A 24,901-nucleotide genomic window follows, 5' to 3' on the forward strand; every position below is an offset into this window, starting at 1 on the left:
CGCTTGCGCGGATGGTGGGGGCGGCTCGCGCATCTTTTCGAGGGTGTGCCATCGGGTGATGGCGGACAATCCATGATCATCCGGCTGATACCGTCCCGGCCCGTGATCCCTTCCGATACCTCTGCCGCCACCGCTCCCGCGGCCCCTTCGGTGCCCTCGTCCGCCCGGGCGGACGCCTTCCGCCCTCTGCTGCTGGGCGCCGCCGAACCCGCCGCCGAGGCGGCCCTCGCGGCGCTGCTGGGCTCGGGCCTGGTGCGGGGGGTGCACGACCGCATCGACGAGCAGGTGGCGGAGCTGGTGCGCTGCTCGGCACCCGGTGAGCGCTGGGACCGGGGACGGCTGGAGCGGGCGGTGGCCGAGGTGTACGGCGGTGCCCCGAGCCGGCGTTACGGGACCTGGGTCTGGTACCCGTGGACCGGGCGGCTGGTGCACCTGCTGCCGGCCGAGGAGTTCCGGCGGGTCCGTACCGACCGCAACCGCGACAAGATCACCCGGGCCGGGCAGCGGCGGCTGCTGGGGTGCCGCATCGGGGTGATCGGGCTGTCCGTGGGGAACAGCGCGGCCCTCACCTGCGCCATGGAGGGCGTCGGGGGGTCGTTCCGGCTGGCGGACTTCGACCGGGTCGGCCTCTCCAACCTCAACCGGCTGCGGGCCGGGGTCCATGATCTCGGCGTGGAGAAGACCGTGCTCTGCGCCCGGCAGATGTACGAGATCGACCCCTATCTGGACATCGAGATCCACCGCGCCGGGGTGACCGAGGAGACCATCGGGGACTTCTTCGACGGGTCCGGCGCGTCCGGTGTGCCAGGCGCGGGGCTGGATCTGCTGGTCGAGGAGTGCGACACCCTCTGGGTGAAGGCCGCCGCCCGCGAACACGCCCGCGCCCGGCGGGTGTCGGTGCTGATGGACGCCAACGACCGGGGGCTCCTGGACGTCGAGCGCTTCGACCTGGAGCCGGACCGCCCGCTGTTCCACGGCCGGGCGGGCGCGATGACCGCCCGGGAGGTCCTGGACCTGGATGACCGGGCCGCGCGGGAGCTGCTGCTGCGGATCGTGGACGAGAGCCGGCTCAGCCCGGCCATGACCGACGCGCTGGGGCGGATCGGCCGGACCCTGTCCAGCTGGCCGCAACTGGCCAGCGGGGTCGCGCTCGGCGGCGCCCTGGTCGCCGACGCCGCCCGGCGCGTACTGCTCGGCGGGCCGGTGCCCTCCGGGCGGTACTACGTGGACCTGGAGGCCCTGGTCGGCGGCGCGGCCGGAGCCGTACCCAATCCGCAGGGCGCCGCCTCATGAGCGCTGTCCCCGAACTGCGCGGCGAGTACCTGTGGTTGCGCGAGCTGAGGCCGGTCGACCTGGCCCCGTTCACCCGGATCCACACCCACCCGGTGCTCACCCGGTACCTGGGTGTCGACCGGATGGACGAGCGCCAGGCCGAGGAGGCCTTCGCGCGGTGCCTGGCCCAGCCGTACGCCCATCCCCGCCGCCGCCACACCCTCGCCATCTGCGCACCGGGCGGTGACACGCTGGTCGGGACCATGGGGCTGCTGGTCGAGGAGTACGGCAGCAACGCCATGCTCACCGGACTGGTGCTGCTGCCCGACGCGCCGGTGCGGGGGCACGGCCACGAGGCCGGGCGGCTGCTCATGGCGTACGGCTTCGGCCCGCTCGGGCTGCACCGGATCTGGGCCGGGCACCGGGTCGACCACGGCCGGATGCGCGAGGTCATGCTCGCCGCCGGGCTGCGTCCGGAGGCCACCCTGCGCCAGCTGTTCCACACCCAGGGGCGTTGGCACGACATCTCCACCTACGCCGCCCTGGCGCCGGAGTGGCGGCTCACGGCCACCCCCGCCGAGCTGCGGATCCTGGACGGGGCCGATCGGCTGGCGGCCGTCTGAGGCGGGTGAGGCGGGTGAGCCTGGCGGGTGCCCGGTCGGCGCCGGGGTCAGCCACCCGCCTCCGGACCCGGCCGATCCCGCCTCGCTCAAGGCGTCCGTGGACGCCCCGGGATTCCGCGCCGGGGCTCACTCCGCGCCGTGGACCCCCTTCCGGCTGTTCACCGGCTCGGGCAGGCAGAACATCAGGGCCCACATCAGGGCGAGGAGGCCGCCGACCCACCACAGCACACCGGTGAACGCCTCGCGGTGGGGCGCCGCGTCGGCTGAGCCACCGGTGGCGGCGAAGAACACCAGCGCGGTCAGCGCGGTGCCGAGGGCGATGCCCAGGTGCATGGCGGTGTTGAACAGGCCCGAGGCGGCCCCGGCCTCCTCGGACGGGACCCCGGCCAGCGACAGGTCGGCGAGCGGACCGCTGACCATGCCGAGACCGAAGCCGATCAGGACCACCGGAGCCGTCATCGCCACGAGGCTCAGGTCCGCCTGACCTCCGCCGGCCTGGACGGCGTAGGCGACCATCGAGGCGAGCGCGACCAGGGCCCCGGCCTGCGGCATCCGGCGGGCGAAGCGTCCACCGCTCCTCGCCGCGATCGTCGCACCGGCCAGCTCGCCCAGGGAGAGCAGCACGAAGGCCAGGGCCGCGTGGAAGGGGCTCATGCCCAGTCCGCGCTGGAGGTACAGGGTCCAGGTCATGAAGAACAGCCCGCACAGCAGGCCGTGCACCAGCTGCGCGGCCAGGCCGCCGGAGAACGGCCGGCCCCGGAAGAGCGACAGCGGCACGAGCGGAGCGCCCTGCTGCCTTCCCCGCTGGTGGCGCAGGAAGACGCCGAGCGTGAGCAAGCCGGTGGCGAGCATGGCGAAGCACCACAGCGGCCAGTGGTGGGCGCGGCCCTCGGTGAGCGGGAAGAGGATCAGGACGACGGCCAGCGCCGACAGCAGCATGCCGGTGAGGTCGAGCCGGTCGGCCTTCCGGCCGGTCGACTCGGGGACGAACCTGCGTCCCAGGAGGAGCACGGCGAGGCCGACGGGCATGTTGACCAGGAAGATCGGCCGCCAGGACAGGCCGAACAGGTCGGCCTCGGTGAGCAGGCCGCCCAGGACCGGGCCCAGCACGTTGGCGAGCGAGAGGACGGCCCCGTAGAGGCCGAAGGCCTTGCTGCGGGCCTCACCGTCGAAGGTGGCATGGAGGGTGGCCAGGACCTGCGGGATCATCAGGGCGACCCCGGCGCCCTGGAGCGCGCGGGCCCCGATCAGCACACCCGGTCCGGTGGCCAGACCGCACAGCAGTGAGGCCGTGGTGAACACGGCGGTGCCGACGAGGAGGACCCTGCGCCGGCCGTGGAGGTCGCCGAGGCGGCCGCCGGTGATCAGCCCGACGGCGACGGGCAGTGAGTAGCCGGTGGTCAGCCACTGCACCGCCGCCGGTCCGGCGCCGGTCGACTCCTGGATGGCGGGCAGGGCGGTCAGGATGACCGACTGGTCGAGGATGTCCATCAGCTCGGCGGTCAGCAGCACCAGAAGGGCGATCCGGGCTGCCAGGGCCGTCTTCGGCCGTCCGGTCGGCGGGTGGTCCGGGCGCTGGGTGGTGTGCTGCGGCTCGTCGCCGAGCGCGGAGGAGGACACGACGGGGACTCCTGATGTGAGGAATCGGGGAGCCCTGCCGTCGGCGACGCCGGGAACCGACACACGAGACCCGGGGCAGACGGCAGAGCTGCACCCGGGAACGAAGACAGAGAACGCGGGGGAGGGTGACGCAACTCAGGCCAGTGCGACGTCCGCCCCCGGACACATGCGACGACTCAGCACGTGGGGAACGCGGACGGCTACATGGCCTGGTGGATAGGACGTCACCTCGCGACGGGCGGAGAAGGAACAGGAAGTCCGGCCGCTGCTGCCGGGACCTCCGGCGCAGAAGCCCGGCCACGATATGCCATCCCGGGGCCCCCTCGCACACCGGTTTCCGTACGGACTTCCGTACGGAGGCTTGTTCGGCGACAGTTTCCGATATATCGTTGAAGTGTCGCGAGCGGTTGAAGAGCTTGCGGCCGACGGCCGACCATGGCGATGAGTGAGGGAGTGACGCAGATGCGTTTCCAGGGATTTCCAGGACAGCCGCAGGACCACGGGCACGAGCGCGGCCATGAGCGCGGGCCGGGCGCCGGCCGGCGGCACGGGCCGTGCGGGCCGGGGCCGCGCGGCTGGGGTGAGGGAGGCGAGTTCGAGCGGCTGCGCGCCGCGTTCGGACCCTTCGGGCCGGGCTTCGGCGGTGGCCCCTTCGGGGGCGGGCCGTTCGGCGGCGGACCGCCGTTCGGCGGCCGGGGGCGCGGGGGCGGTCGGGGCCGGGCCCGGCGCGGCGATGTGCGCGCCTCGATCCTGGCGCTGCTCAAGGACCGCCCGATGCACGGGTACGAGATGATCCGCGAGATCGCCGAGCGCAGCGGCGGCGCCTGGCGGCCCAGCCCCGGGTCGGTCTACCCGACCCTGCAACTGCTGGAGGACGAGGGGCTGATCGGCAGTGAGAGCGAGGGCGGCAAGAAGCTCTTCGCGCTCACCGAGGCCGGGCGCGCCGAGGCCGAGGCGGGGCCGGACGCTCCCTGGGAGGAGGCCGGCAAGGGGGTCGACTGGGAGGCCGTGAACGAGGTGCGGCAGGCCGGGTCCGGGCTGCTGGAGGCGTTCGGGCAGGTCTGGAAGACCGGCAGCGCCGAGCAGCGGGAGAAGGCCCTCGGTGTCATCAACGAGGCCCGCAAGAAGCTGTATCTGATCCTGGCCGACGAGGACTGAGGGGGATCGGTACGGAGAGAGGAGCCCGCGGTCGTCGGCCGCGGGCTCTTCGGTCGGTAGGTACGTCCCGGGTGGGGCCACGGGCTCCTCGGGTGGTACGTCCCGGTGGGCTGCGGGCTTCTCGGGCGGTACGTCCCGGTGGGGTTCTCGGGGTGTCCCTCCTTCCTGAGGATGAGGGCGGCGGGGGCCGGCCCACCTCGCGTGGGACCACCGGTTCAGCCCCGGTGGGGATGAACGGGGCGGTGCCCGGATGGTGGGGTGGGAACGTGCAGGCCCTTCCCTATCGATCACCGGCGTCTCCCCATCGATCACCGGCGCCCTGGAGCGCCCCCGGCGTCTCCGGCCTGGCCCCGTCCGGCGGTTCGGCGGCCGAGGCGTGGCTGGTGCTGGAACCCGCCACCGTGGTCGCCGGTGCCCGCCGCCGGGCGCACCGGGAGGGCGAGCGCCGGATCGACACGGCCCATCTGCTGCACTCGCTCCTCGAGTCCGACCCCGCCGCCCGCGGCTGCTTCCCGGACGGCGGGGAGCCGGCGCGGGTGCTCGGCTACCTCGTACAGCGCAGCATCGGCTACGGACTGCGCTGGCAGGGCGTCCCCGAGCGCTCCGCGCTGCCGGCCTCCGCCCTGCCGCCGGAGGTGCCCGGCTGGTCGCCCGCGGCCGTCGCCGCCATGGAGGCCGCCCGGGATCGGGCGCTGCGACGCGGGGACGATCGGCCGCGCGGGACCGATCTGCTCGCCGGGCTGGTGGCCGACGGCGGCTCCCGGGCCGCGGAGGTGCTCCGCCGGGCCCGGGTGGACACCGCCGGGCTCACCGCCCGCATCGGCGCCCCGTCTCACCAGGTGTGACAGGTTTTACGCTGCTGTACGCCGCTGACATGATGACCCGATGCACGCATCCCCTCTCAGGAGAACCGGCCTCGGGCTCGCCCTGGTCTCCGCCTTCGCCTTCGGCGGATCCGGCGTCGCGGCCAAGCCGCTGATCGAGGCCGGGCTCGACCCGCTGCACGTGGTGTGGCTGCGGGTGACCGGCGCCGCCCTGGTCATGCTGCCCGTCGCCTGGCGCCATCGCGCGCTGCTGCGCCGCCGGCCGGCCCTGCTCGTGGGGTTCGGCCTGCTCGCCGTGGCCGGGGTGCAGGCCTGCTACTTCGCCGCGATCTCCCGTATCCCGGTCGGGGTGGCGCTGCTCGTCGAGTATCTGGCGCCGGTGCTGGTGCTCGGCTGGGTGCGGTTCGTGCAGCGGCGCTCCGTCACCCGGGCCGCCGTGCTCGGCGCGGTCCTCGCGGTCGGCGGCCTCGCCTGTGTGGTGGAGGTCTGGTCGGGGCTGCGCTTCGACCCGCTCGGTGTGCTGCTCGCGCTGGGCGCGGCCTGCTGCCAGGTCGGCTACTTCGTGCTCAGCGGGCACGGGGGAGAGGGTGGCGAGGAGGACCGGCCGGCCGACCCGATGGGGGTGATCGCCTTCGGGCTGCTGATCGGCGCGGTGGTGCTGACGGCCGTCTCCCGGCCGTGGGACATGGACACGGCCGTGCTGGCCGGGCGGGCGGACATGGGCGGCACCCCGGTGGCGGCCTGGCTGCTGGTCGGCTGGATCGTGCTGATCGCCACGGTGGTCGCGTACCTCACCGGGATCGTCTCGGTGCGCCGGCTCTCCACCCAGGTGGCGGGCGTGGTGGCCTGCCTGGAGGCGGTGGTGGCCACCGTGCTGGCCTGGGTGCTGCTGCGGGAGCATCTGTCCGCGCCGCAGGTGGTGGGTGGAGCGGTGGTCCTGGTGGGCGCGTTCATCGCCCAGTCGACCACGCCCAAGGCTCCGGCGGCGCCGGTGTCAGGGGCACCCGCGGCCGGTCGGAGGTGGCGGAAAAGGCCGGTGCGGGGGAGCGGAACGCCGGATAGGGTGACGATCATGCATTCGACCGTGCTTCCGCCGCCCGCCGCGTAACGCGGGCGGCAGACCCCTCGATCGGCCTTGCCCGGCCGGGGGCGCCTTCTCCTTCGACGGACACCGGGCTCGGGCGTGGACGCTGACGCCACGAGCGGTGCGTCGCTGCCCGCGTACCCGGCCCGGGGCCTCTTGAGGACTCGGGCCGGCGATCAGCGACCAGCCGCCGTCGTCGTCACCCGGAGAAGTACGGAGAGGTCACGTGTCGTCCTCCACCCTGCCCACCCCCGCCCCGCCCACCGAGGCGCCGGTCGGGCGGTATCTGCTCTATCTGGTCCTCGCCGGAGTCGCCTGGGGCACCGCCGGGGCCGCGGCCTCGCTGGTCTTCGCGGCCAGCGACCTCGGGCCCATGGCGCTCTCCTTCTGGCGCTGCGCCGGCGGGCTGGTGCTACTGCTGGCGGCGCTCCGGCTGCGCGGGCCGCGCCCGGCGGCGCTCGCCGAGCCGCGCCGCCGCCGGGTGCTGCGCATCGCCGTGACGGGGATCGGGCTCACCGTCTTCCAGAGCGCCTACTTCGCCGCCGTGGACGCCACCGGGCTGGCCGTGGGCACCGTGGTCACCCTGGGCGCGGGCCCGGTGCTCATCGCGTGCGGCGCCCGGCTGCTGCTGGGCGAACGGCTCGGGCGCGGCGGGATCGCCGCGGTCGCCGGGGCCCTGGCCGGGCTGGCCGTGCTGGTCCTGGGCGGCGACACGGGAACGGTGCGGCCCACCGGGGTGGCCCTGGCCCTGCTGTCGGCCGCGGCCTACGCGGTGATGACGGTGGGCACCCGCCGACTCGGCCGGGACGGCGGCGGGGACGCGCTGACCGGCACCGCCTGGGCGTTCGCGGTCGGCTCGGCCGGGCTGCTGCCGCTCGCCCTGGCCGAGGGGCTCCTCCCGCACGGCACGCACACCCCCGCCGTACTGGGGCTGCTGCTGTACGTGGCGGCGGTGCCGACCGCCCTGGCCTACGCCCTGTATTTCACCGGCGCCGCCCGGGTCCGCTCGGCCACCGTGTCGGTGATCATGCTGCTGGAGCCGGTGAGCGCGGCGGTGCTCGCGGTCACCGTGCTCGACGAGCGACTGACCGCGGCCACGGTGGCCGGGACGGCGCTGCTGCTGTCCGCGGTGGCGGGGCTGGCGGTCGCCGAGACCCGCGGCCGGGGCCGGGGATGAGCGGGAGCCGGACCGGGGCTCAGAGCGCGGAGAGGTACTCCGGCAGGGCCACCGCCGGGTCCAGGTCGTCGGCCGGGATCGGCGCGCCGTAGCCGCGGGTGAGCGGGACGACCCCGGTCCAGTACGGCAGCGTCAGGTCCTCCGGCTCGTCGTTCGGGCCGCCGGTGCGGATCTTCGCCGACACCTCGGCGAGGTCGAGCCGGAGGACGGCGGTCGCCGCCAGCTCCTTGGCGTCGCCCGGGCGGGAGTCGGCGGCGCGCCCCGGCACCACATGGTCCACCAGGGCGTCCAGCGCCGCGCTCTTCTCCTCCGGGTCGGTGACCTGGTAGGCGATGCCGTGCACCACCACCGACCGGTAGTTGATCGAGTGGTGGAACGCCGACCTGGCCAGCACCAGCCCGTCGACATGGGTGACGGTCAGGCAGACCGGCAGCCCCGGGTCGGTCTGCCCCGCCGCGCGCAGCGGCCGCGAGCCGGTCGAGCCGTGGACGTACAGCCGCTCGCCGACCCGGCCGTAGAGCGTGGGCAGCACCACCGGGGCGCCGTCCCGCACGAATCCGAGGTGGCAGACGTAGGCCTCGTCCAGGATCGCGTGCACCACCTCCCGGTCGTACGAGGCCCGCTCCCGTGACCGGGTCGGCACCGTGCGGTCGGTGGCGGCATAGGGCGCGGTGGCGGGGGCGGCGCCGGTGGTGGCCTGCGACATGACATCTCCATTGCACTAGTGCATACTATGTTTTGTGCTAGAAGAGTATCGGATCTCAGGTCGGGGCGCATCGGAGATCGCCGCCAGCGTCGAGCGCGGGGTGGCCGACGGTGCGTTGGAACCGGGCCAAGGTCTGCCGCCCATGCGGGAGTTGGCTTCCCGGCTCGGGGTCAACCCGAACACGGTCGCGGCCGCGTACCGGACGCTGCGCGAGCGAGGGGTGATCGAGACGGCCGGACGCCGGGGCAGCCGGGTGCGCGCCCGCCCGGCCACCACGGCGCGCGGCTCGCTGCGGGTCGAGCCGCCGCCGGGGGCGCGCAACCTGGCCGAGGGCAATCCGGACCCGGCCCTGCTGCCGCCGCTCGGGGACGCCTTCGCGGTGGCCGCGCGGCGGGCGGCGGAGGAGCCGGTGCTGTACGGGCAGCCGCCGGTGGACGAGGAGTTCGGCCGGCCGGCACGGGCCGGGATGAGCGCGGACGGGGTGCCGGACGGGCCCCTCGCCGTCACCTCCGGGACGCTGGACGCGATCGAGCGGGTGCTCGCGGTCCATCTGCGCCCGGGCGACGCGGTGGCCGTGGAGGACCCCGGGTGGGCGAGCCTGCTGGACCTCGTACCGGCGCTCGGGCTGCGGCCGGTGCCGGTCGCCGTGGACGACGACGGACCGCTGCCGGACGCGCTGGAGGCCGCCCTGGCGGCGGGCGCCCGGGCGGTGGTCGTCACCGCCCGCGCGCAGAACCCGACCGGGGCGGTGGTGGGCGCGGAGCGGGCGGAGGCGCTGCGCGCGATCCTGGCCCGCCGGCCGGAGGTGCTGCTGATCGAGGACGACCACGGGCACGCCTTCGTGGACCAGCCGCTGCACCCGCTGTCCGGCTCCACCGGCCGCTGGGTGTTCGTCCGCTCGGTCGCCAAGGCGTACGGGCCGGATCTGCGGGTCGCCGTGCTGACCGGGGACCCGGTCACGGTCGACCGGGTGCAGGGCCGCCAGCACCTCGGCCCCGGCTGGGTGAGCCGGCTGCTCCAGCGGGCCGTCGCCGAGCTGTGGCGCGGCGGCGCGGTGGACCCGGCGGCGGTGGCCGCCGCGTACGGGCGGCGGCGCACCGCACTGGTCGGGGCGCTGGCGCGGCGCGGGGTCGAGGCCCATGGGCGCAGCGGGATGAACGTATGGGTGCCGGTCCCGGACGAGACCGGGGCGGTGGCACGGCTGCTGCAGTCCGGCTGGGCGGTGGCCCCCGGGGCGCGCTTCCGGCTGGAGTCCGGCCCCGCGGTCCGGATCACCGTCTCGGAGGTGGAGGGGTCCGAGGTGGAGCGGCTGGCCGAGGCCGTCGCCGCGGCGGTGGCCCCGGTGGCGCCCCGTACCTACGGCTGAGGTGTGCTCCTGCGTCCGCGGGGGGCCCGCTGCTGGGTGAGGACGGCGCCGGCTATGACGATCAGGGCGCCCACCGGGGTGTTCCAGGTCAGCTCCTCGCCGAGGATGCCGACCCCCGCCGCGGTGGCGATGACCGGCACGAAGTAGGTGACCATCTGGCCGGTGGTCGGGCCGACCTCGGCGACCAGTCCGTACTGGATCAGCACCGCCAGCCCCGTACCCAGGGCGCCGAGGGCGGCCACTGCGAGCAGCGGGACGACCGGGAGGGAGGACGGGAGGTCGGTCAACAGAGCGGCCACGACGGTCAGTTGCAGCAGGGCCAGGAAGAGCTGGGAGCCGGTCAGCGCCAGATGCGACTCCTCACGTCCGGCGAGGGTGCGCCGGACGTAGATCCAGCCGACCGGGTAGCTCAGCGAGGCGCCCAGCGCCATCGCGGTGCCGGTGGCGTCCAGACCGGAGAAGCCCTGCCAGGCGCCCAGCACGGTCAGCACCCCGAGGAAGCCGATGCCCAGGCCGGCCACCCGGCGGCGGGTCGGCCGGTCCTCGGAGAGCGCCACCAGGGAGAGGAGCATGCCCCACAGGGGGGAGGTGGCGTTGCAGATGCCGGCCAGGGTGGAGGGGATGGTCAGCTCGGCATAGGCGAACAGGGAGAACGGCAGGGCGTTGAGCAGGAACCCCGCCACCGCGAGATGGCCCCAGGTCCGCAGCCCGCGCGGCAGCGGCGTGCGCTTGACCGCCATCGCGACCGCGAGCACCGCCGTGCCGAACAGCAGCCGCCCGAAGGTGACCTGCAACGGTGCGAACGCGCCGGTGCCCACCTTGATCAGCAGAAAGCTGAAGCCCCAGATGAGCGAGAGCGCGGCGAAGCGCAGCCGCCAGTCCAGGGTGCGGCGAGGGGGGCCCGGGGTGGGCGGGGTGGGCGCGGCGTCCACCTGGGTCGCGGGCCGGAGAGGGGTGGTCATACGACGACGATGGCGGCCCCCACCTCGTAGCACAAGCGAGTTTTCGTTCGAGTAATGGATTAGCATCACTAACATGTTGAACCTGGAGCGCCTTCGCACCCTGGACGCCCTGGCCCGGCACGGCTCCGTGAGCGGTGCGGCCGAGGGGCTGCATGTGACCACCTCCGCCGTCTCCCAGCAGCTCTCCAAACTGGAGCGCGAGGTGGGGCAGCAGCTCGTCGCCAAGCGGGGGCGCGGGGTGCGGCTGACCGACGCCGGGATGCTGCTGGCCGACCACGCGGCGCGCATCCTCTCGCAGGTCGAGCTGGCGCAGTCGGACATCGAGGCCCAGCGCGGCCAGGTGGTGGGCGAGGTGCGGATCACCGGATTCCCCACCGCCGCCCGGGGGTTGTTCCCCGCCACGGTCTCCGCCCTGCGCCGGGACCACCCCGACCTGTCGGTTCGCACCCGGGAGCTGGAACCGGAACCGGGCATCCACCATGTGGTGCGCGGTGATGTCGACGTGGCCGTGGTGCTCGACTGGAGCAACAAGCGGCTGCCGGTGCCGGAGGGGCTGACCCGGGTCCATCTGCTGGACGACATCGCGGATGTGGCGCTGCCGGCGGACCATCCGCTCGCCGGACGCGCCGAGTTGGACCTCGCGGAGCTGGCCGACGACGAGTGGGTGTCCTGGCCGGAGGGCGAGGCCTGCCGGGACTGGCTGGTGTTCACCCTGCGCTCGGCCGGCGTCGAACCGCGCATCGCCCACACCGCGTACGAGCACCACACCCAGCTGGTGCTGGTCCGGGCTGGCCTCGGGGTGTGCGTGACCCCCCGGCTGGGCCGGGACCCGGTGCCCGACGGGGTCGTGCTGGTCCCGCTGCGCCATCGGCTGCACCGCCATATCCACGCCGCCTGGCGCGAGGACGCCGACCGCCGGCCGTCGGTCCGCGCGGCGGTCGAGGCGCTGCGCGCGGCCGGTGAGGCGGCGGCGAGGGCCGGTGGAGCGGTCGCGGCGGCCGGCGGCTAGCCGGCTTTCCCCACACGGCCCAGGCCGCCGCCGCGAGGCGCGCGTCCGGGCTCAGGCCAGCACGATCGATCCGTCCTTGACGGCGATCGCGGTGGCGGGCAGCGGGGCGGTGGCCGGGCCGGTCTTCACCGTGCCGTCGGAGGCGTCGAAGGCGCTGCCGTGGCAGGGGCACCGAATCACCCCGTCCACCACGTCCTTCACCGCGCACCCGGCATGGGTGCACTTCGCCGAGAACGCCTTGAACTCGCCGGCCCTCGGCTGGGTCACCACCAGCCCGCCGACCACCGCGCCACCGCCCTCCGGGATGTCCGCCGTACTGGCGATCACCGTGCCGGCGTCCGTTCCGGCCGAACCGGCGCCGCCCTGGGCACCGGAGCCGTCCGAGCCCCCGCAGGCGGTGAGCACGGCGGCGGCCAGTCCGGCGCCACCCGCCGCCGCGATGACCGTGCGGCGCCCCACCGCCCCGACCGCCCCGCCGCTGTCCCGTGTTCCGGCCATCACGGCCTCCCTCTCGGTCCGAGCCGATTGCCCTGTCGATGGGGAGTACGGGGGCGGGGGACGCGGCGTTCACCACGGTCCGCCGTCCCCCTGGACGGGGACCCGGCCGCCGGGAGTCGTACCTGAGACGGACCCCGGAACCGTCCCGGAGTCTGATCATGCGTCACCAGCGGAACCTCCGCTTCCCACCAGCGTCTTGTCCGGCGTCGAGCCGACCGGACGGAGACAAGGTGAGGAACATGACGGACGGGGCCGCCGGGACCAAGGCGTTCGCACCGGAGTACCAGGGCGCCCTGGGCGCGCTGTCGGTGAACGCCTCCCTGCCCGAGGTGCTGGCCAGCGGGCTACGGGAACGGGAGGCCGCGCGGGCCGCCGGTGACGCGGGCGAGGCGGCACGCTGCGGGCTCGCCGTCGCCGAGGCGTACCGGCGGCTGGGCCGTGCGGAGGAGGCCGACCAGGCCTGGAAGGAGAGCTTCCGGGCCGCTCGCTCGGCGGACCGACCGGACGCCATGGCCTGGGCGTTGTGGAGCGGCGGCACCCTCGCCCGCCAGCGGGGCGCCTTCCGGCTGGCCTACCGGCTGCTGCGGCTGGCGGCCGAGTGGGGCGAGCGGGGCGGGGACGTCGTGGTGCGCGGCTACTCGCTGGCCGGGCTGGCCGAGACGGGCCGGATCCAGGGCGACTACGAGGCGGTCGCCCTGCTGCACGAGCAGCTCCTCGCCGAGGCCCGCCGGCGGGGCGAGGCCCGGCACACCGTCTGGGCGCTGGAGGGCATCGCCCAGATCCACCGCAACACCGGCTCGTACGACAAGGCCCTGGCCCTCTTCGAGGAGGCGGCCGACACCGCCCTGCGGGCCGAGGACCGGCGCGGCTGGGCCTGGGCGCTGCGCGGGGTCGCCGATGTGGTCTCGGTGCGCGACGGCGACACCGAACGCGCCCTGGCACTGCTGGCCAGGGCCGAGGACGCCTGCCGGGAGATAGGCCTGACCAGCGCGCTCGCCTACAACCACAAGATGCGCGGCAACGTCCTGTACCGCGCCGGGCGCCACCAGGAGGCGCGCGAGCTGTACGAGCAGGCGCTGGAGGAGTTCACCGGGATGGACGAGGCCCGCGGCACGGCGCTCGCCCGGCTCGGGCTGGCCAAGGCACGGGCGCGGCTCGGCCGGGACCCCCGGGAGACCGCGGGCGAACTGGTCGAGATACGGGCCCTGCTGGAGCGGATCGGGCTGCGGCAGGCCCGGCAGATGGCGGCCGCGGCAGCGGACGAGCTCGGGGTGGGCCCGCTGCCCGACCCGCGCCGGGCGGCTGCCGCCGCCCCGAGCCCGGCCGAGGAACTGCGCTCCGCCGATCCGGAGGCTCTGCGATGACCCGCTCGGCCGGCGCGGTGGCCGCCGAGGGGCCGGTGGCGGCCGACGCCGCCCGGGCGCGCTCCGTCCTGACGCGGTGCCGCGGACTGGTGCGACCGGCCCTGGCCGAGGCCGTCGGGACCCTGCACCCCTGGATCGGCCGGATAGCCGGCTACGCGCTCGGCTGGAGCGACGCGGCCGGCACCCCCGCCCCGGGCGCCTCGGAGGGCAAGGGTCTGCGGGGCGCCCTGGCGGTGCTGGGCGCGGAGGCGGTGGGCGCGCCCGGCGAGAGCGCCATCCCCGCGGCGGTGGCGGTGGAACTGGTGCACACCTTCTCGCTGCTGCACGACGACCTCATGGACGGGGACACCACCCGGCGGGGCCGGACTGCGGCCTGGCGGGCCTTCGGGACCGGGCCCGCGGTGCTGGCCGGGGACGCGCTGCACGCCCTGGCCGTGCGGACCCTCGCGGAGGCGGGCGGGCCGGCGTCGCCCGCCGCGGTGCGCCGGCTGTGCGCCACCCTCACCACCCTGGTGGCCGGGCAGGCCGACGACCTGCTGCTGGAGCACCGGCCGTGGGCCGGCCCGGAGGCCGTACCGCCCGAGGAGTACCGCTCCGTGGCCGAGCGGAAGACGGGCGTACTGCTCGGCTGCGCCCTGGCCCTCGGCGCCGAACTCGCCGGGGCCCCGGACGAGTCGGTCACCGCCCTGGACCGCGCCGGCCGCCACCTGGGCATCGCCTTCCAGGCCGTCGACGACCTGCTGGGCATCTGGGGCGACCCGGCACTGACCGGCAAGCCCGTCGGCGGCGACCTGCGGCGGGGCAAGAAGACCCGCCCCGTGCTGGCCGCGCTCGCCGACGGCGGACCGGAGTCCCGCGAACTCGCCGCGCTGCTGGGCCGCTCCGCGCCGATGGACGACCGGACGGCCGCCCGGGCGGCCACCCTCGCCGAGGCCGCCGGCGGCCTCGCCGCGACACGGGACGAGGCCCACCGGCACCTGGAGGCGGCGCGCACCCAGCTGCGGGCGGCCCGCCTCCACCCGGCCCCGGCGCGCGACCTGGAGGCGCTGATCGGCTCTCTGTTTCACCGGAGTCGGTGAGTGGGTGAGGTGGCGGGGGGCAGCCGGCGCGCCCCCTCGTCAGGGGTGGCCGCCGGCCGCGCGGGGCCCTGCGGCCTCCCCGGCCGTCACCCGGTGCCGGCCGGGGAGGCGGCCGTCGCCGGATCCCGGATGCTGTCCTGGAGCCGGCCGAAGGTGATCCTCTCGTCGGCCGGGCGGTTGCCGAGCGCGGCGAGCAGGGAATTTCAGCGTTCCGCCCGGGTGCCGCGCCGGTCGAGCAGATGGGGCTGGGCGAGGTCGGGCTCGTCGTGGCCGAGGACCTCGTCGGTGGGCAGTTGACGTAGGTGGTGGGTGCGATGGCGGGAGTCGAGGACGGCGCGGTGCACCTCCCGTTCCGACCACACGCCGTCGGATTCGAGGGCGTCCAGCCAGGACTGCAGCACGGCGGCCGGGTCGGGGTGGCGGTCGAGTTCGTCGTCGGTCGGCAGCCGCAGTACGGCCTCGTTGCCGTCCACCGGGGCCCGGGCGGCCGCGGCTGCCCGCAGCCAGTCGGGAATGCCGTCCCGTTGGCTGATTCAGGAGAGTTCGAGCGGGTGCGGGGCGCGGGGCGTCTCGGTGACCGCGGTGTGCGGGGTGTGCGGGTTGGCGGCGAGAGCGGTCAGCGCGGCGGCCCGCCGGTGCTGGTGGTTGGCTTCCAGGAGACGGACCGGACCGCCGAGGTCGACGCCCTCGACGATGCGGTCCGGGCGGGGGGCTGGAGGGTGCGGAGACGACGGTGGGCTGTTCCACCGTGGTGAGCAGGGCGCATACCTCGGCCAGGTGAGCGGCGTTGGCGCTGAGCAGGGCCAGGTCCTCGGCCGTGGTGATGGTCTGCCGGCGGCGGTCGTTCGTGGATGTGCCGCGAGAGGTGAGCAGGCGGCCTCGGCGAACGCAGGCGTCGGCGGCGGTGCGCAGGTCCTCGACCGCGAGCTCGGCGACGCCTGGATGGGAACGGACCCGCTGGGCGATCCCCCCGAGGCGGTGGCGGGCGGTGATACTCGGTCTGGGCCGGTCGGCCATCTCCGCAGGGACGTTCGGCCCTGATCGAGGCCGCGCTCCGCGTGATCCAATGGTGCTGTACGCGGAACGGGACCGGGCGGTACGGAGGGGCCCCCGCCGTCCGGACCGCCCGGGCCCGACCGCGTACCCCGCCCGGGGGACCCGTACCGGATGGCACCCCGGTACCGGGGCTCGGCTGGGGAGCAGCCGGCCCTGAGGGCGACAGGCCGGGGTCGCAGTACAGCCGGCCCGTCGTCCCCAGGCGCCGGCCGGGCGGGGAGAGAAGAGGTTGTCACGACCCGGTGTGGCACGCCCCTGCGCGAAGGCGGCTCGCTCCTCGGGATCGTCGAGGCCGACGACATCGGCAGGAACGTCGAGATGTCGGCGTCGAGCCATTCGACGAGTGCGTTGCCACGTTCCCGTGACGAACGGGCTGTTCCTCATCGCGCGCTGCGAAGCACTGCCCGTGGGCTCACCTGCCGCAGGCATTGACCCGCCGGTCAGGCCCTGGCTGGGCGAGAGCCAGGCGGGCGAGGGGGGCGGTGCTGGACGGCGTGCCGGGCCACCAGGGCCCCCGGCTTCCGCCTGGGAGGGCCGTTCCATGTGGCCTGCATCCCCGCCCCGCACGAGGAGGCGGAGTCAGCCGTCGCCGACGGGGCGAGGGCCATGTCTCGGCATCGCCAACGGGCAGTGGTCAAAGGGGTGTTGTGGCAGTATGTGCTGGCATGTCTCCCTCTTTGGCGCGGTCCTTTCCGGTCGGTCGCCGCCGTCTGATCCTGCTGCTGCTCCCGCTGGTGCTGCTGCTCGGGTTGGGCTCCCCTGCGAGTCCGGCGGACGCGGCTCCCGCCGACCGGACGGCGGCCGATCGGCGGCCGGTGCCCGGGGCCGCCGCCGCGACGCCGGACCGCGCCCGCCACGACGTGGCGCTGCGCTCGGACGCCGACGGCGGCCACTGGAGCGGACGGCAGCGGGTGTCGTTCCGCAACGCGTCGGACCGGCCGCTGCGCGAGGTGTACCTCCGGCTGTGGGGCAACGGCGAGGACGGCTGCGGTACGCCCGGCACGCCGTCCCCCGTCCGGGTGTCCCACGTACGCGGTGGCGTACCGGGTCGTCCGGCCGTGGGCTGCACCGCCCTGCCCCTCACCCTGCCCCGGCCGCTGGCGCGCGGTCAGCGGACGTCCATCGCCTTCGACGTCTCCCTCACCGTGCCCGACCGCAACGCCCGCTTCGGCCGCGAGGGCGCCTTCCGCTTCCTCGGCAACGCACTGCCGGTGCTCGCCGTGCACGACGCCACGGGCTGGCACCTCGACCCGTACGTCCGGGTCGGTGAGAGCTTCCACGCCCTGGCGGGCGACTTCCATGTCCGGCTGGACCACCCGTCGGCGCTGAAGGTGCCCGCGACCGGTGAGACCCGCACCCGCCCCGGCGGCCCCGGCCGTACGGTCACCACCAGCGTCGGCCAGCGGGTACGGGACTTCGCCTGGGCCGCCGGCCCGTTCCACACGGCGGAGGAGACCACGCCCGCAGGTGTGCGCGTAAGATCGTTTTGGGCGCCCGGCACCCCGGCCGAGGGCGTGCGGCTCAACCGCGCTTACGGCGTCGCCTCGATCGACCGGTTCGGCCGGGAGTTCGGCCGCTATCCGTACGGCGAGATCGACTTGGTGATGACCCCCGGGTTCGGCGGCGGCATGGAATACCGCGGCCTGGTCCTCCTCGGCACCGGCGAGGAAGGCAGCGCCGTCGTCCACGAGGTGGCGCACCAGTGGTGGTACGGCATCGTGGGCAACGACGAGTACGCCGCGCCCTGGCTGGACGAGAGCTTCGCCCAGTACGCCGGCTTCCGCTTCCTCGGCGAGGACATGCGCGACTGCTGGTCCGACGAGGACTGGGTGTACTGGCCCAGCGACAGCACCACGCTGACCCGCTCGATGGCCTACTTCTCGCAGCACCGCGACGAGTCACTCCGTCATCTACATGGCCGGGCCGTGCGCCCTGTCCGACCTGGAACAGGTCCTCGGCACGGACACCATGGCACGGCTCCTGCGGCGGTACGCCCGGGACCACTGGTACGGCGTCTCCACCACCGCCGCCTTCAAGAAGGCCGCCCAGTCCATGACGGACCAGGACCTCGGTCCCTTCTGGGAGGCCCACCGGATCCACTGACGAGAGGCGTCTCGGCTCCGGCGGGGTGAGCAGGCCGCCATCCGGCCCGCGCCGGCCGGGCGATGCCGGGCGGCCGGGGCCGGCTGTCGGCGGCCGCTCGCACGGCTGAGCCGGAGGAGCCTCCGCCGATGCCTAGGGGCCGGCCGGCGGGCAGGTCCGGTGCGGTAGCCAAGCGGGCATGCCGCGGCGCTCCTCCTCGGAGAGGTCGCGGCCGAGGGTGTCACACAGCTGCTTCTTCCAGGTTCGGGGGTCGAGGTGAAGGATGCTCACCACCCCGACATCGACGCGCCGGAGCAGCGTCCGGCCGTCGCGGGAGATGCCCAGGAACTCCTCCTCCTGCGCGAGGAGGTAGGAGTCGCCGCGGTCCTGGGGGTCCGCCACGTCCTGGAACCGTACGGAGTTGCCGTTGGCCAGGAAGTACACCGAGCCCTCCGGAAGGAAGCCGTGCTGGAAGCCGCCGTTCTGGTGCAGCGGCCCGACCGGGCCGAGGACCCTCCGGTGGGGCCGCCCCTGCCGCCCCACCGACCACACTTCCAGCATCGACCCCTTGGTCTCCACGACGGCGAAGTCGCCGCTCCGGTCGAGCACGGCCGTGCTGACGTCGGATCCCAGCTCGACCCGAAGCCCCTTGTTCTCCTGGCCCGTGCGCAGCGAAACGGCGTGGATGACCGGTTGACCGGCGACCAGGAGCTGTATGTGTCCCGGCTCGGGGTGGAAGGAGGCGGTGAACGGCGGCAGATCCTTGGAGACGAGCCCCAGGTCGCGGACGTCGAACGGCTTCGACAGGCGCCGGCCGTCCCGGGCGTTGAAGTACTCGATGACGCTTCCCGAGACGGTCAGCAACTCGTCGCGGGGGCCGAAGAGGACCCGCACGAACGTGTCCTTGGGAGGCGGCTCGGTGACGATGTCGGTGGCCGTACGCAGGGAGGGGAGCTCCCAGACCCGGACCTTGTTCGAGGCGATGAGGTCGGCGGCCAGTGTTCCGCTCCGGTCGGCCTTCACCTCGGGCGCACCCTGGTCGGGATTCCACCACGACTTCCTGGAGGGCCGCTGCACCTCCTTGAGGACGCTCGTGCCCTCCGCGTCCAACCGCACGATGCCCAGCCTCCCGCCGCCCTCCCCGAACCGCACCACCGCCTCATCCCTTTCCGCCCAAGCCGCACCGGCGAGCAGCACCGGGCGGCTGTCGGCTTCGACGGTCTCCCAGTCCAGGCGGCGGCCGGTCACCGCGGACTCGTCCCGGACGATCAGCACGAACTCCTGCGGGTCGCCCACCAGGGGCAGGTCCTCGTCCAAGGCCCCGCTCCCGGGCCCCAGGGCCTTTCGTACCCCGCTTCCCGGGCGCGTTCCGACGACTTCCCATGAGGACCCCAGGCCGTGTACCGCGAAGTGGTCCCCCGTGCCGTCGATCGCGAGGTGACCGCAGGTGGAGCTCAACCATCCGGCCTGGTGCCGTGCGAGTACCCGGCCGTCGGCCACGCGGACGGCCTCGTACCGGGGGCCCGTGCGCCCTTTGCGGCAGACGGCCAGCACCGCGCCGTCGCCCGACAGAGCGAGCGTGGGCAGCACCGGCGCGTTGACGCCCGTGGCCAGCTCCCGGGTCCTGCCGGTGGTGGTGTCGATCGCCACCAGCGAGGCCGTCCGCTCCTCCTCCTGCTCGGCGTCGGGGCGCGGATGACCCACGAGCGTGTCGCCGTCCGGCCCGAACCACACCCGCTCGACGGCGGGCAGCCGCCCGGGCGGCTGCCGCGTCCGCCGGGTCGCCAGCTCCCGGATCCGTACCCTGCCGTCGGTCGCGGTGACCACCTCGCGGGCATCGGGGGAGAAGTCCGCGAGGCCGAGACGCTGGTCGGACGAGGATCCCGGCTCCCCGACCTCCGCACCGCGGATCCGCTGCTCCCGGCCCACCACCGCTGCCTCGTCGGTCTCCGCGGGGTTCACGTCGTGCCAGACCAGGGTCCCGCCGTCCATCGTCGACAGATAGGCGATCCTGCGGCCGTCCCTGCTGACCATGGGGAAGAAGGCCTGCTCGGCGAGGGGGAGCCGGGCCCGTAGGATCCGCTCGCCGGCGCCCCGGACGAAGAGCACGGCGCCCCCCTTCGAGTTCGTCACCCCTCCCGCCTTGGTCGTCACCAGCACCACCCGGCCGTCCGTGCTCGTCGCCGTCTGGTCGATCAGGGCCCCGGTCCCGGTCAGAGCCCACCGGTCCCGCGCGAAGTGGTCATAGCGGCGCAGCAGCGCGTTGCGGGCCTCCTGGGTGGGGGAGAGGTCGTAGGCCGCCATGGCGACCAGGGCCGCGCCCCCCGGGTCCCGCTTCGCCAGCTCGTCCGAGAGGGTCGCCAGCGACCGCGACCGCCCCTCCGCCTCCCGTACCGCGCTGATCCGGGACTCCTGGGCCAGGAAGGTGACAAGCCCGGCGACGAGTGCGAGGGCGAGCGCGGCGGCTCCCCACGCGGCCCGCGCACGTCCCCGCCGCAGCCGGTGACGGCGGCGGGCGAGGCCGATGAACTCCCGCTCCTCGGGCGACAGTTCGCCTTCGCGGCTGAGCAGCCGACGGGTCAGGGACCCCAGCTGCAGGGGACCGGGCAGGAGATCGGGCGAACGCCCGCCCCTCTCCCAGCGGTCGAGGTCATGGCGCAGCTCCGCGCGGGCCGCCAACAGATCGCTGTCGGTCCGCACCTGCTCGGCGAGCGTCGGCCAGGCACTGATCAGCGTCTCGTGGGCGAGCTCGGCCGTCTGCGGCCCGTCCTCCTGCCCGTGCAGCACCAGCAGCCGGCGTTCGGCCAGCGACCGGGCGATCCGCCACCGCGCCTCGCCCGCCTCCTCGCGGCTGATCACGCGGCGCAGCCGGGCCTCGCTCCCGGGCAGCACCCGGACGAGCCCGGTGAGCAGCCGCAACGCGTCGGCCTCGTCCTCCGGGCGCACGCACTCCCGCCAGGCCTGTTCCGCGTGGCGGGCCAGCGCGCCGGAGACGCCGCCCAGTTCGCCGTATGTCGTCAGCCGTAGCCGGCCCCCGGACCGCCGTTCCCACAGCTGGGTGAGGACGAAGCCCAGCAGGGGCAGGATGCCGGGCGCGGCCCCGGCGTCCCGCCGGATGCGGTCCTCCAGCCCGGGGTCGTACGCCACGGCCGGCAGCTGTCGGACCGGCTCGCCGATCACCTCCGCGAGCTGGTCCTCGGACATCGGGGCGAGCGGGACATTGGTCCCGCCCGTCAACGCCGCTCCCACGACCGGGTGGTTGAGTGCCGCGTCCACGAAGTCGGAGCGCAGGGTGAGCAGAACGCGCAAGCCCTCGGGCCGCCCCTCGCGGAGAAGCAGCTCGGTGACCTCCGTCAGCTCGGCCTCGGAGCGGTCCAGGAGCGCTTCGGCCTGGTCGAGGACGACGAGGACCCGGTGGCCCGCGCTCCCGAGCACGCGGTCGAGGACGTCGGCGAATGACCCCTCTCCCAGCAGCGAGCCCAGGTGCTCGGCGCTCTCGACCGGAGCGGGCCCGCCCGTTCCGTCCGCCGCCCGCTTCGCCCGCACCTCCAGGTGCACCTCGTACAGGCGGGTGGCGAGTGCGTAGCGCAGGGATGAGAGGTGCCCGGCGTTGAGGACCAGGACGGCGTACCCCGCCTCTCGCATTCTGGGCACCACCCCGGCCAGCGCCAGCGAGGACTTGCCGCACCCGGAGGGCCCGTACAGGGTGACGGTCGGCCGAGTGCCCCGCAGGGAACCGAGCACGTTCTCGATATCCTCGTCCCGTCCGAAGAAGACGCCGGCGTCCGCCTCCTGGAAGGTGGCGAGACCCCGGAAGGGGGTCGGCGGGGTGACCAGGCACTCGAGCTCGGGCAGCGCGTCCAGCAGTGCCCGGGTCCGCAGGGCGAACGCCTGCTGGCCTCCGCGTACGGGCTCGGCGGCCACCATCAGCCCTACCGCAGCCCCGAGTTCGTCGTCCCAGACGGGGCTGCCGCTGAAACCCGGCCTGACGTTCGCGCCCTCGCCGTCGCCCCGGGAGAGCTGGATCCACCCCTCGCCGGTCGGCCCCCGGAACGTACCGCTGTGCCAGATGCCGCCGGGGTGCTCGTCGGTGAACCCCACGGCCCGCGCGGCGTGGTGCCACACGCCCTGCGGAGGGTCGGCCAGGGGCAGCGGCCGGGCACCGGGCAGCGGCTCCCGCAGCCGCAGCAGAGCCATGTCACCGCTCCGGTCGGGCCCGACGGGTACCCAGCGCCGGACTTCGGCGGTACGGGCACCGCCGTCGTATCCACCCCCGGCGTTCCGGGCCAACGGCAGGTCGAGTAAGACCTCCGCCCCGGGCTCCACGGGCTCCTCCCGCCGCCGGTCGAGGGCGTCGGACACCACATGGGCGCAGGTGAGCACCAGATCGCCGGTGACCAGGAAGCCCGCACCGGCGATCACGCCGCCTGGGCCCATGACGCGGACGACGGCGCAGACAAGCGCCGCCTCGGAGCCGTACCCGGGGTCGGGCCGCGTCGCCGGCTGCTCCGGAGCTGCCAGCCGGTCGTCGGCGTGCCCGCCGCGCCATCCGTGTGTCACTTCGCCCCCGCCTGCGTCACCCGCCCTGTTCGTCCCTCAGTATCGGCGTCCGCCGCCGAAAGGTCGCGCTTGTTCCTGGCCAGGCCCCCGGGAGAAACCGGCCGCGGTGGCGCCGATGGACGGGGCTCGACGGACCAGGCCCTCCCCAGACGCCCGGGGGCAGGAACGAGGTCCACCGTGGATGCCACCAGTGGCCGGGCCGGTGAGTTCAAGCGCGAGATCGAGCCCGTCCGGGCCGACGTTTCCTGCCACCTTGGTGCGCTGGGCGCCGGCTGGCTCGGGAGCGGTGCCCGGCGAGCTTCTGGCGCCTTCCTGGGGGTGGCGATGGCGGCGCGGACGTGCTGGCGGGTGCCGCTGGGACGGGGCTGGTGGTGAGGGTACCGGCGATCTTGCGGGGGGCACTGGAGGCGGGCCGCCCCCCTCTCTCTTCGGCGCCAGCGGCCTGATTGAGCTGCCGACGTCCGCTCGTACTCCTCCTGAGCGGCATGGTGGCTGTGACAGCGCTCGGCGGCCGACGGCGGAGATCAGTTGACGGCGCGCAGAAAGTCCTCCACTACCCGGGACATCGCCTGGCGGGCCGGGGTGATGTGGGTGCGGGGGTCGACTCCGGCGGTGTCGGCGGCGAGGTAGTCGCGCAGGGCCCTGGTGAAGCCGGTGTCGAGGGCGGTGCCGACGTTGACCTTGAGGATGCCGCTGTTGACGGCCGCGTCGATCTCGGGGTCGGGCACGCCGCTGGAGCCGTGCAGGACGAGGGGGGCCGGGACGGCGTCCCGCGGGGAGGCGATGAGGGTGTGGTCGAGCTCTGCGGTGCGTTCGGTCATGGCGTGGGAGGAGGCGACCGCCACCGCCCAGGCGCCGACGCCGCTCGCGGCGACGTACGAGGCGCCTGCCGCCGGGTCGGTGCGTGCGCCGGGAGCGTGCGCACTGAGAGGCCTTTCCCGGGGGGCGACGACGGCTCCGCCACCTGCGCGTTCGTCATGCCCTCCACCGTCGACGGCCGGCCCGGCTACCGCGACGACCCCCTCGCCAACGACCAGGACTGGGCCCTCGCCCTCTGGCTGCGCACCACAACCGCGCCGCAGACGCCCCACCACAGCCGTCCGTGACCAGCACCTTCACGACCGAGTGATTCCGCCGCGCCCGCAAACGGCCACGCGCCGGGCCTGCCCACCCAGGAGCAGGTGACTGCGGGCCTCCCCCACGGCGGGATCTACGACAGGGGAATCTGTCTGCGCGCAGTGCGAGGTCACCCCCTGCGCCCGCCGCTGAGCGGACCAGAGGGCCGTACGGTGCCCGAGTCCGCCCGAGCGCCCCGACGAGGCGGCCTCGTGTAGGGTGGCGCGCGATGGAGATCTTCCATTTGCGCTACTTCGTGGCGGTGGCCGAGAAGCTCAGCTTCACCAAGGCCGCACAGCAGTTGCACATGGCGACGTCACCGCTGAGCCGGCGGATCCGGGACCTGGAACAGGACCTGGGCACCGTGCTGTTCGAGCGGGACACCCACAGCGTCCACCTGACGCGCGCCGGGGCGGCGCTGCTGCCCATCGCCAAGAGCGCCCTGTCGACCTTCGACGACATCCCGTGGCGGTTGCAGCAGGCGGTCGGCGAGGAGCGCCGGACGGTCTCCATGGGCATAGCGCCGGGCATCCATCTGAGTGTCCGTGAGCGCCTCAAGCAGGTGCAGGAGCGCGGCTCGCGGGAGTACGCCTTCAAACGCTGGCCCGGCGGCAGCAGTGACCTGCTGGCCTCCGTGCGTCGCGGCCGGCTCGACTTCGCCGTGGTCCATCTCCCCGTGCACGCGCCGGGTGTCCGTGTGCTGCGGGTGTTCGAGGAACCGCTGGGCGCGCTCCTCCCGGCCGACGAGTTCGGGGAGCGTACGTCGGTCTCGCTGGGAGATCTCCTGGACCTGACCTATGTCACGGTGTCACCCGGCTGTCTGCCCACGTACTTCGAGCAGATCTCCGTGCGCCTGGCGGCGGCGGGGATCAATCGCAGGATCACGCTCGACAGCGCCGACTACGGCAGTGTGCGGGAGATCATCGCCAACGGCTCCTCCTTCGCCCTCACCATGCTCGACCCCGGCAACCCCATCAGGGACCTGGACGTCGGTGAGTGCGTGGTCCTGCCCTTCAGCGATTTCCGCCCCCAGTTGTCGACGGGGCTGATCTGGCGCCAGGAGCGAGCCGAGGCCGGCGGTGACCTGCACGGGCTCGTGTCGCACATCCAGCACGTCTTCTGACGGCACCGCACCGACACCTGTTCCGCGTCCACGTCCGCACCGGCACCCCGCGTCGGGCCGCCGCGTCCGCCGTCGCAAGGCGGTGTGACCGCGCGGGTCACACCGTTCTCCCCGGGTCGGTATCACCCAATGATTGCCTGAGGCAATCAATCACTCCTAGCGTGGTCGGTGAAGCGACAGGCACCGCCGACCCTCCCGCGGTCCGGTGCCACCGACGATCCT

19 protein-coding genes and 3 pseudogenes are annotated in these 24,901 nt (G+C 74.5%); 15 read left to right on the plus strand and 7 right to left on the minus strand.

What is annotated here, in order from left to right:
* The first annotated feature begins 102 nt into the window (after positions 1-102).
* Both M1O15_RS13920 and M1O15_RS13925 read left to right on the plus strand, forming a co-directional pair.
* On the plus strand, positions 103-1,293 hold the full coding sequence (locus M1O15_RS13920; RefSeq protein WP_248634122.1) for a ThiF family adenylyltransferase: 1,191 nt from the start codon (positions 103-105) through the stop codon (positions 1,291-1,293).
* A complete protein-coding gene (locus M1O15_RS13925) occupies positions 1,290-1,895 on the plus strand; it encodes a GNAT family N-acetyltransferase (protein ID WP_248634123.1) in 606 nt (201 codons plus the stop codon). The genes M1O15_RS13920 and M1O15_RS13925 overlap by 4 nt, the downstream gene beginning before the upstream one ends.
* 126 nt (positions 1,896-2,021) lie before the next feature.
* On the opposite strand, the gene M1O15_RS13930 is transcribed toward M1O15_RS13925, so the two are convergent.
* On the minus strand, positions 2,022-3,515 hold the full coding sequence (locus M1O15_RS13930; protein WP_248634124.1) for an MFS transporter: 1,494 nt from the start codon (positions 3,513-3,515) through the stop codon (positions 2,022-2,024).
* A 462-nt stretch (positions 3,516-3,977) separates the two neighbouring features.
* Between M1O15_RS13930 and M1O15_RS13935 the strand changes: the two genes are divergently transcribed.
* The 4 genes from M1O15_RS13935 (at position 3,978) to M1O15_RS13950 (ending at position 7,758) form a co-directional block, all read left to right on the plus strand.
* The gene (locus M1O15_RS13935; protein WP_248634264.1) at positions 3,978-4,673 is read left to right on the plus strand and encodes a PadR family transcriptional regulator; all 696 of its coding nucleotides are present in this window, start codon (positions 3,978-3,980) and stop codon (positions 4,671-4,673) included.
* Positions 4,674-5,056: 383 nt separating this feature from the next.
* Complete coding sequence (locus tag M1O15_RS13940; protein ID WP_308282316.1) at positions 5,057-5,518, plus strand: Clp protease N-terminal domain-containing protein; 462 nt, start codon at positions 5,057-5,059, stop codon at positions 5,516-5,518.
* 40 nt (positions 5,519-5,558) lie between these two features.
* Positions 5,559-6,605 (plus strand): EamA family transporter, encoded by a 1,047-nt coding sequence (locus M1O15_RS13945; protein WP_248634125.1) that lies wholly within the window; start codon positions 5,559-5,561, stop codon positions 6,603-6,605.
* Between the two features lie 202 nt (positions 6,606-6,807).
* Positions 6,808-7,758, plus strand: a complete 951-nt coding sequence (locus M1O15_RS13950) for a DMT family transporter (protein ID WP_248634126.1) — start codon at positions 6,808-6,810, stop codon at positions 7,756-7,758.
* Positions 7,759-7,777: 19 nt separating this feature from the next.
* Here the strand turns inward: M1O15_RS13950 and M1O15_RS13955 are convergent, their stop codons facing one another.
* Positions 7,778-8,464, minus strand: coding sequence for a pyridoxamine 5'-phosphate oxidase family protein (locus tag M1O15_RS13955; RefSeq protein ID WP_248634127.1), 687 nt, complete (start codon positions 8,462-8,464; stop codon positions 7,778-7,780).
* Between the two features lie 34 nt (positions 8,465-8,498).
* Here M1O15_RS13955 and M1O15_RS13960 point away from each other — a divergent pair, with 34 nt between their 5' ends.
* Positions 8,499-9,830 carry an aminotransferase class I/II-fold pyridoxal phosphate-dependent enzyme gene (locus tag M1O15_RS13960; protein ID WP_248634128.1) on the plus strand — a complete coding sequence of 444 codons (1,332 nt, stop codon included), beginning with the start codon at positions 8,499-8,501 and terminating at the stop codon, positions 9,828-9,830.
* On the opposite strand, the gene M1O15_RS13965 is transcribed toward M1O15_RS13960, so the two are convergent.
* Positions 9,821-10,792, minus strand: a complete 972-nt coding sequence (locus M1O15_RS13965; protein ID WP_248634129.1) for a DMT family transporter — start codon at positions 10,790-10,792, stop codon at positions 9,821-9,823. The two genes, M1O15_RS13960 and M1O15_RS13965, sit on opposite strands and share 10 nt — an antisense overlap.
* Before the next feature lie 73 nt (positions 10,793-10,865).
* Here M1O15_RS13965 and M1O15_RS13970 point away from each other — a divergent pair, with 73 nt between their 5' ends.
* Positions 10,866-11,801, plus strand: a complete 936-nt coding sequence (locus tag M1O15_RS13970; protein ID WP_248634130.1) for a LysR family transcriptional regulator — start codon at positions 10,866-10,868, stop codon at positions 11,799-11,801.
* Positions 11,802-11,852: 51 nt separating this feature from the next.
* On the opposite strand, the gene M1O15_RS13975 is transcribed toward M1O15_RS13970, so the two are convergent.
* Entirely contained in the window at positions 11,853-12,299 is a 447-nt protein-coding gene (locus M1O15_RS13975) for a Rieske (2Fe-2S) protein (RefSeq protein WP_248634131.1), read from the minus strand.
* Positions 12,300-12,538: 239 nt separating this feature from the next.
* Here M1O15_RS13975 and M1O15_RS13980 point away from each other — a divergent pair, with 239 nt between their 5' ends.
* Entirely contained in the window at positions 12,539-13,663 is a 1,125-nt protein-coding gene (locus tag M1O15_RS13980) for a tetratricopeptide repeat protein (RefSeq protein WP_248634132.1), read from the plus strand.
* Positions 13,660-14,742 carry a polyprenyl synthetase family protein gene (locus tag M1O15_RS13985; protein ID WP_248634133.1) on the plus strand — a complete coding sequence of 361 codons (1,083 nt, stop codon included), beginning with the start codon at positions 13,660-13,662 and terminating at the stop codon, positions 14,740-14,742. The genes M1O15_RS13980 and M1O15_RS13985 overlap by 4 nt, the downstream gene beginning before the upstream one ends.
* A 203-nt stretch (positions 14,743-14,945) precedes the next feature.
* Here M1O15_RS13985 and M1O15_RS13990 read toward each other — a convergent pair whose 3' ends face one another.
* Positions 14,946-15,215: a hypothetical protein gene (locus tag M1O15_RS13990; RefSeq protein WP_248634134.1), complete on the minus strand. Its 270-nt coding sequence runs from the start codon at positions 15,213-15,215 to the stop codon at positions 14,946-14,948.
* An 805-nt stretch (positions 15,216-16,020) separates the two neighbouring features.
* On the opposite strand from M1O15_RS13990, the pseudogene M1O15_RS31965 reads away from it, so the two are divergent.
* Positions 16,021-16,113, plus strand: a pseudogene (locus M1O15_RS31965) (HipA family kinase); the annotation flags it as partial.
* Between the two features lie 350 nt (positions 16,114-16,463).
* Positions 16,464-17,901 (plus strand): annotated as a pseudogene (locus M1O15_RS13995) (M1 family metallopeptidase).
* Between the two features lie 132 nt (positions 17,902-18,033).
* Here M1O15_RS13995 and M1O15_RS14000 read toward each other — a convergent pair.
* Positions 18,034-22,440 carry an nSTAND1 domain-containing NTPase gene (locus M1O15_RS14000; RefSeq protein ID WP_248634135.1) on the minus strand — a complete coding sequence of 1,469 codons (4,407 nt, stop codon included), beginning with the start codon at positions 22,438-22,440 and terminating at the stop codon, positions 18,034-18,036.
* 177 nt (positions 22,441-22,617) lie between these two features.
* Between M1O15_RS14000 and M1O15_RS14005 the strand changes: the two genes are divergently transcribed.
* Positions 22,618-22,815 carry a hypothetical protein gene (locus M1O15_RS14005; protein WP_248634136.1) on the plus strand — a complete coding sequence of 66 codons (198 nt, stop codon included), beginning with the start codon at positions 22,618-22,620 and terminating at the stop codon, positions 22,813-22,815.
* A 149-nt stretch (positions 22,816-22,964) separates the two neighbouring features.
* Here the strand turns inward: M1O15_RS14005 and M1O15_RS14010 are convergent.
* Positions 22,965-23,378, minus strand: a pseudogene (locus M1O15_RS14010) (class II fructose-bisphosphate aldolase); the annotation flags it as partial.
* On the opposite strand from M1O15_RS14010, the gene M1O15_RS14015 reads away from it, so the two are divergent.
* Entirely contained in the window at positions 23,358-23,546 is a 189-nt protein-coding gene (locus M1O15_RS14015) for a hypothetical protein (RefSeq protein WP_248634281.1), read from the plus strand. The pseudogene M1O15_RS14010 and the gene M1O15_RS14015 overlap by 21 nt on opposite strands.
* Before the next feature lie 239 nt (positions 23,547-23,785).
* The gene (locus tag M1O15_RS14020) at positions 23,786-24,679 is read left to right on the plus strand and encodes a LysR family transcriptional regulator (protein ID WP_248634137.1); all 894 of its coding nucleotides are present in this window, start codon (positions 23,786-23,788) and stop codon (positions 24,677-24,679) included.
* Positions 24,680-24,901: the final 222 nt, after the last annotated feature.

The sequence above is a fragment of the Streptomyces lichenis genome (genome assembly GCF_023218175.1).
GTDB classification, from domain to species: Bacteria; Actinomycetota; Actinomycetes; order Streptomycetales; family Streptomycetaceae; genus Streptomyces; species Streptomyces lichenis.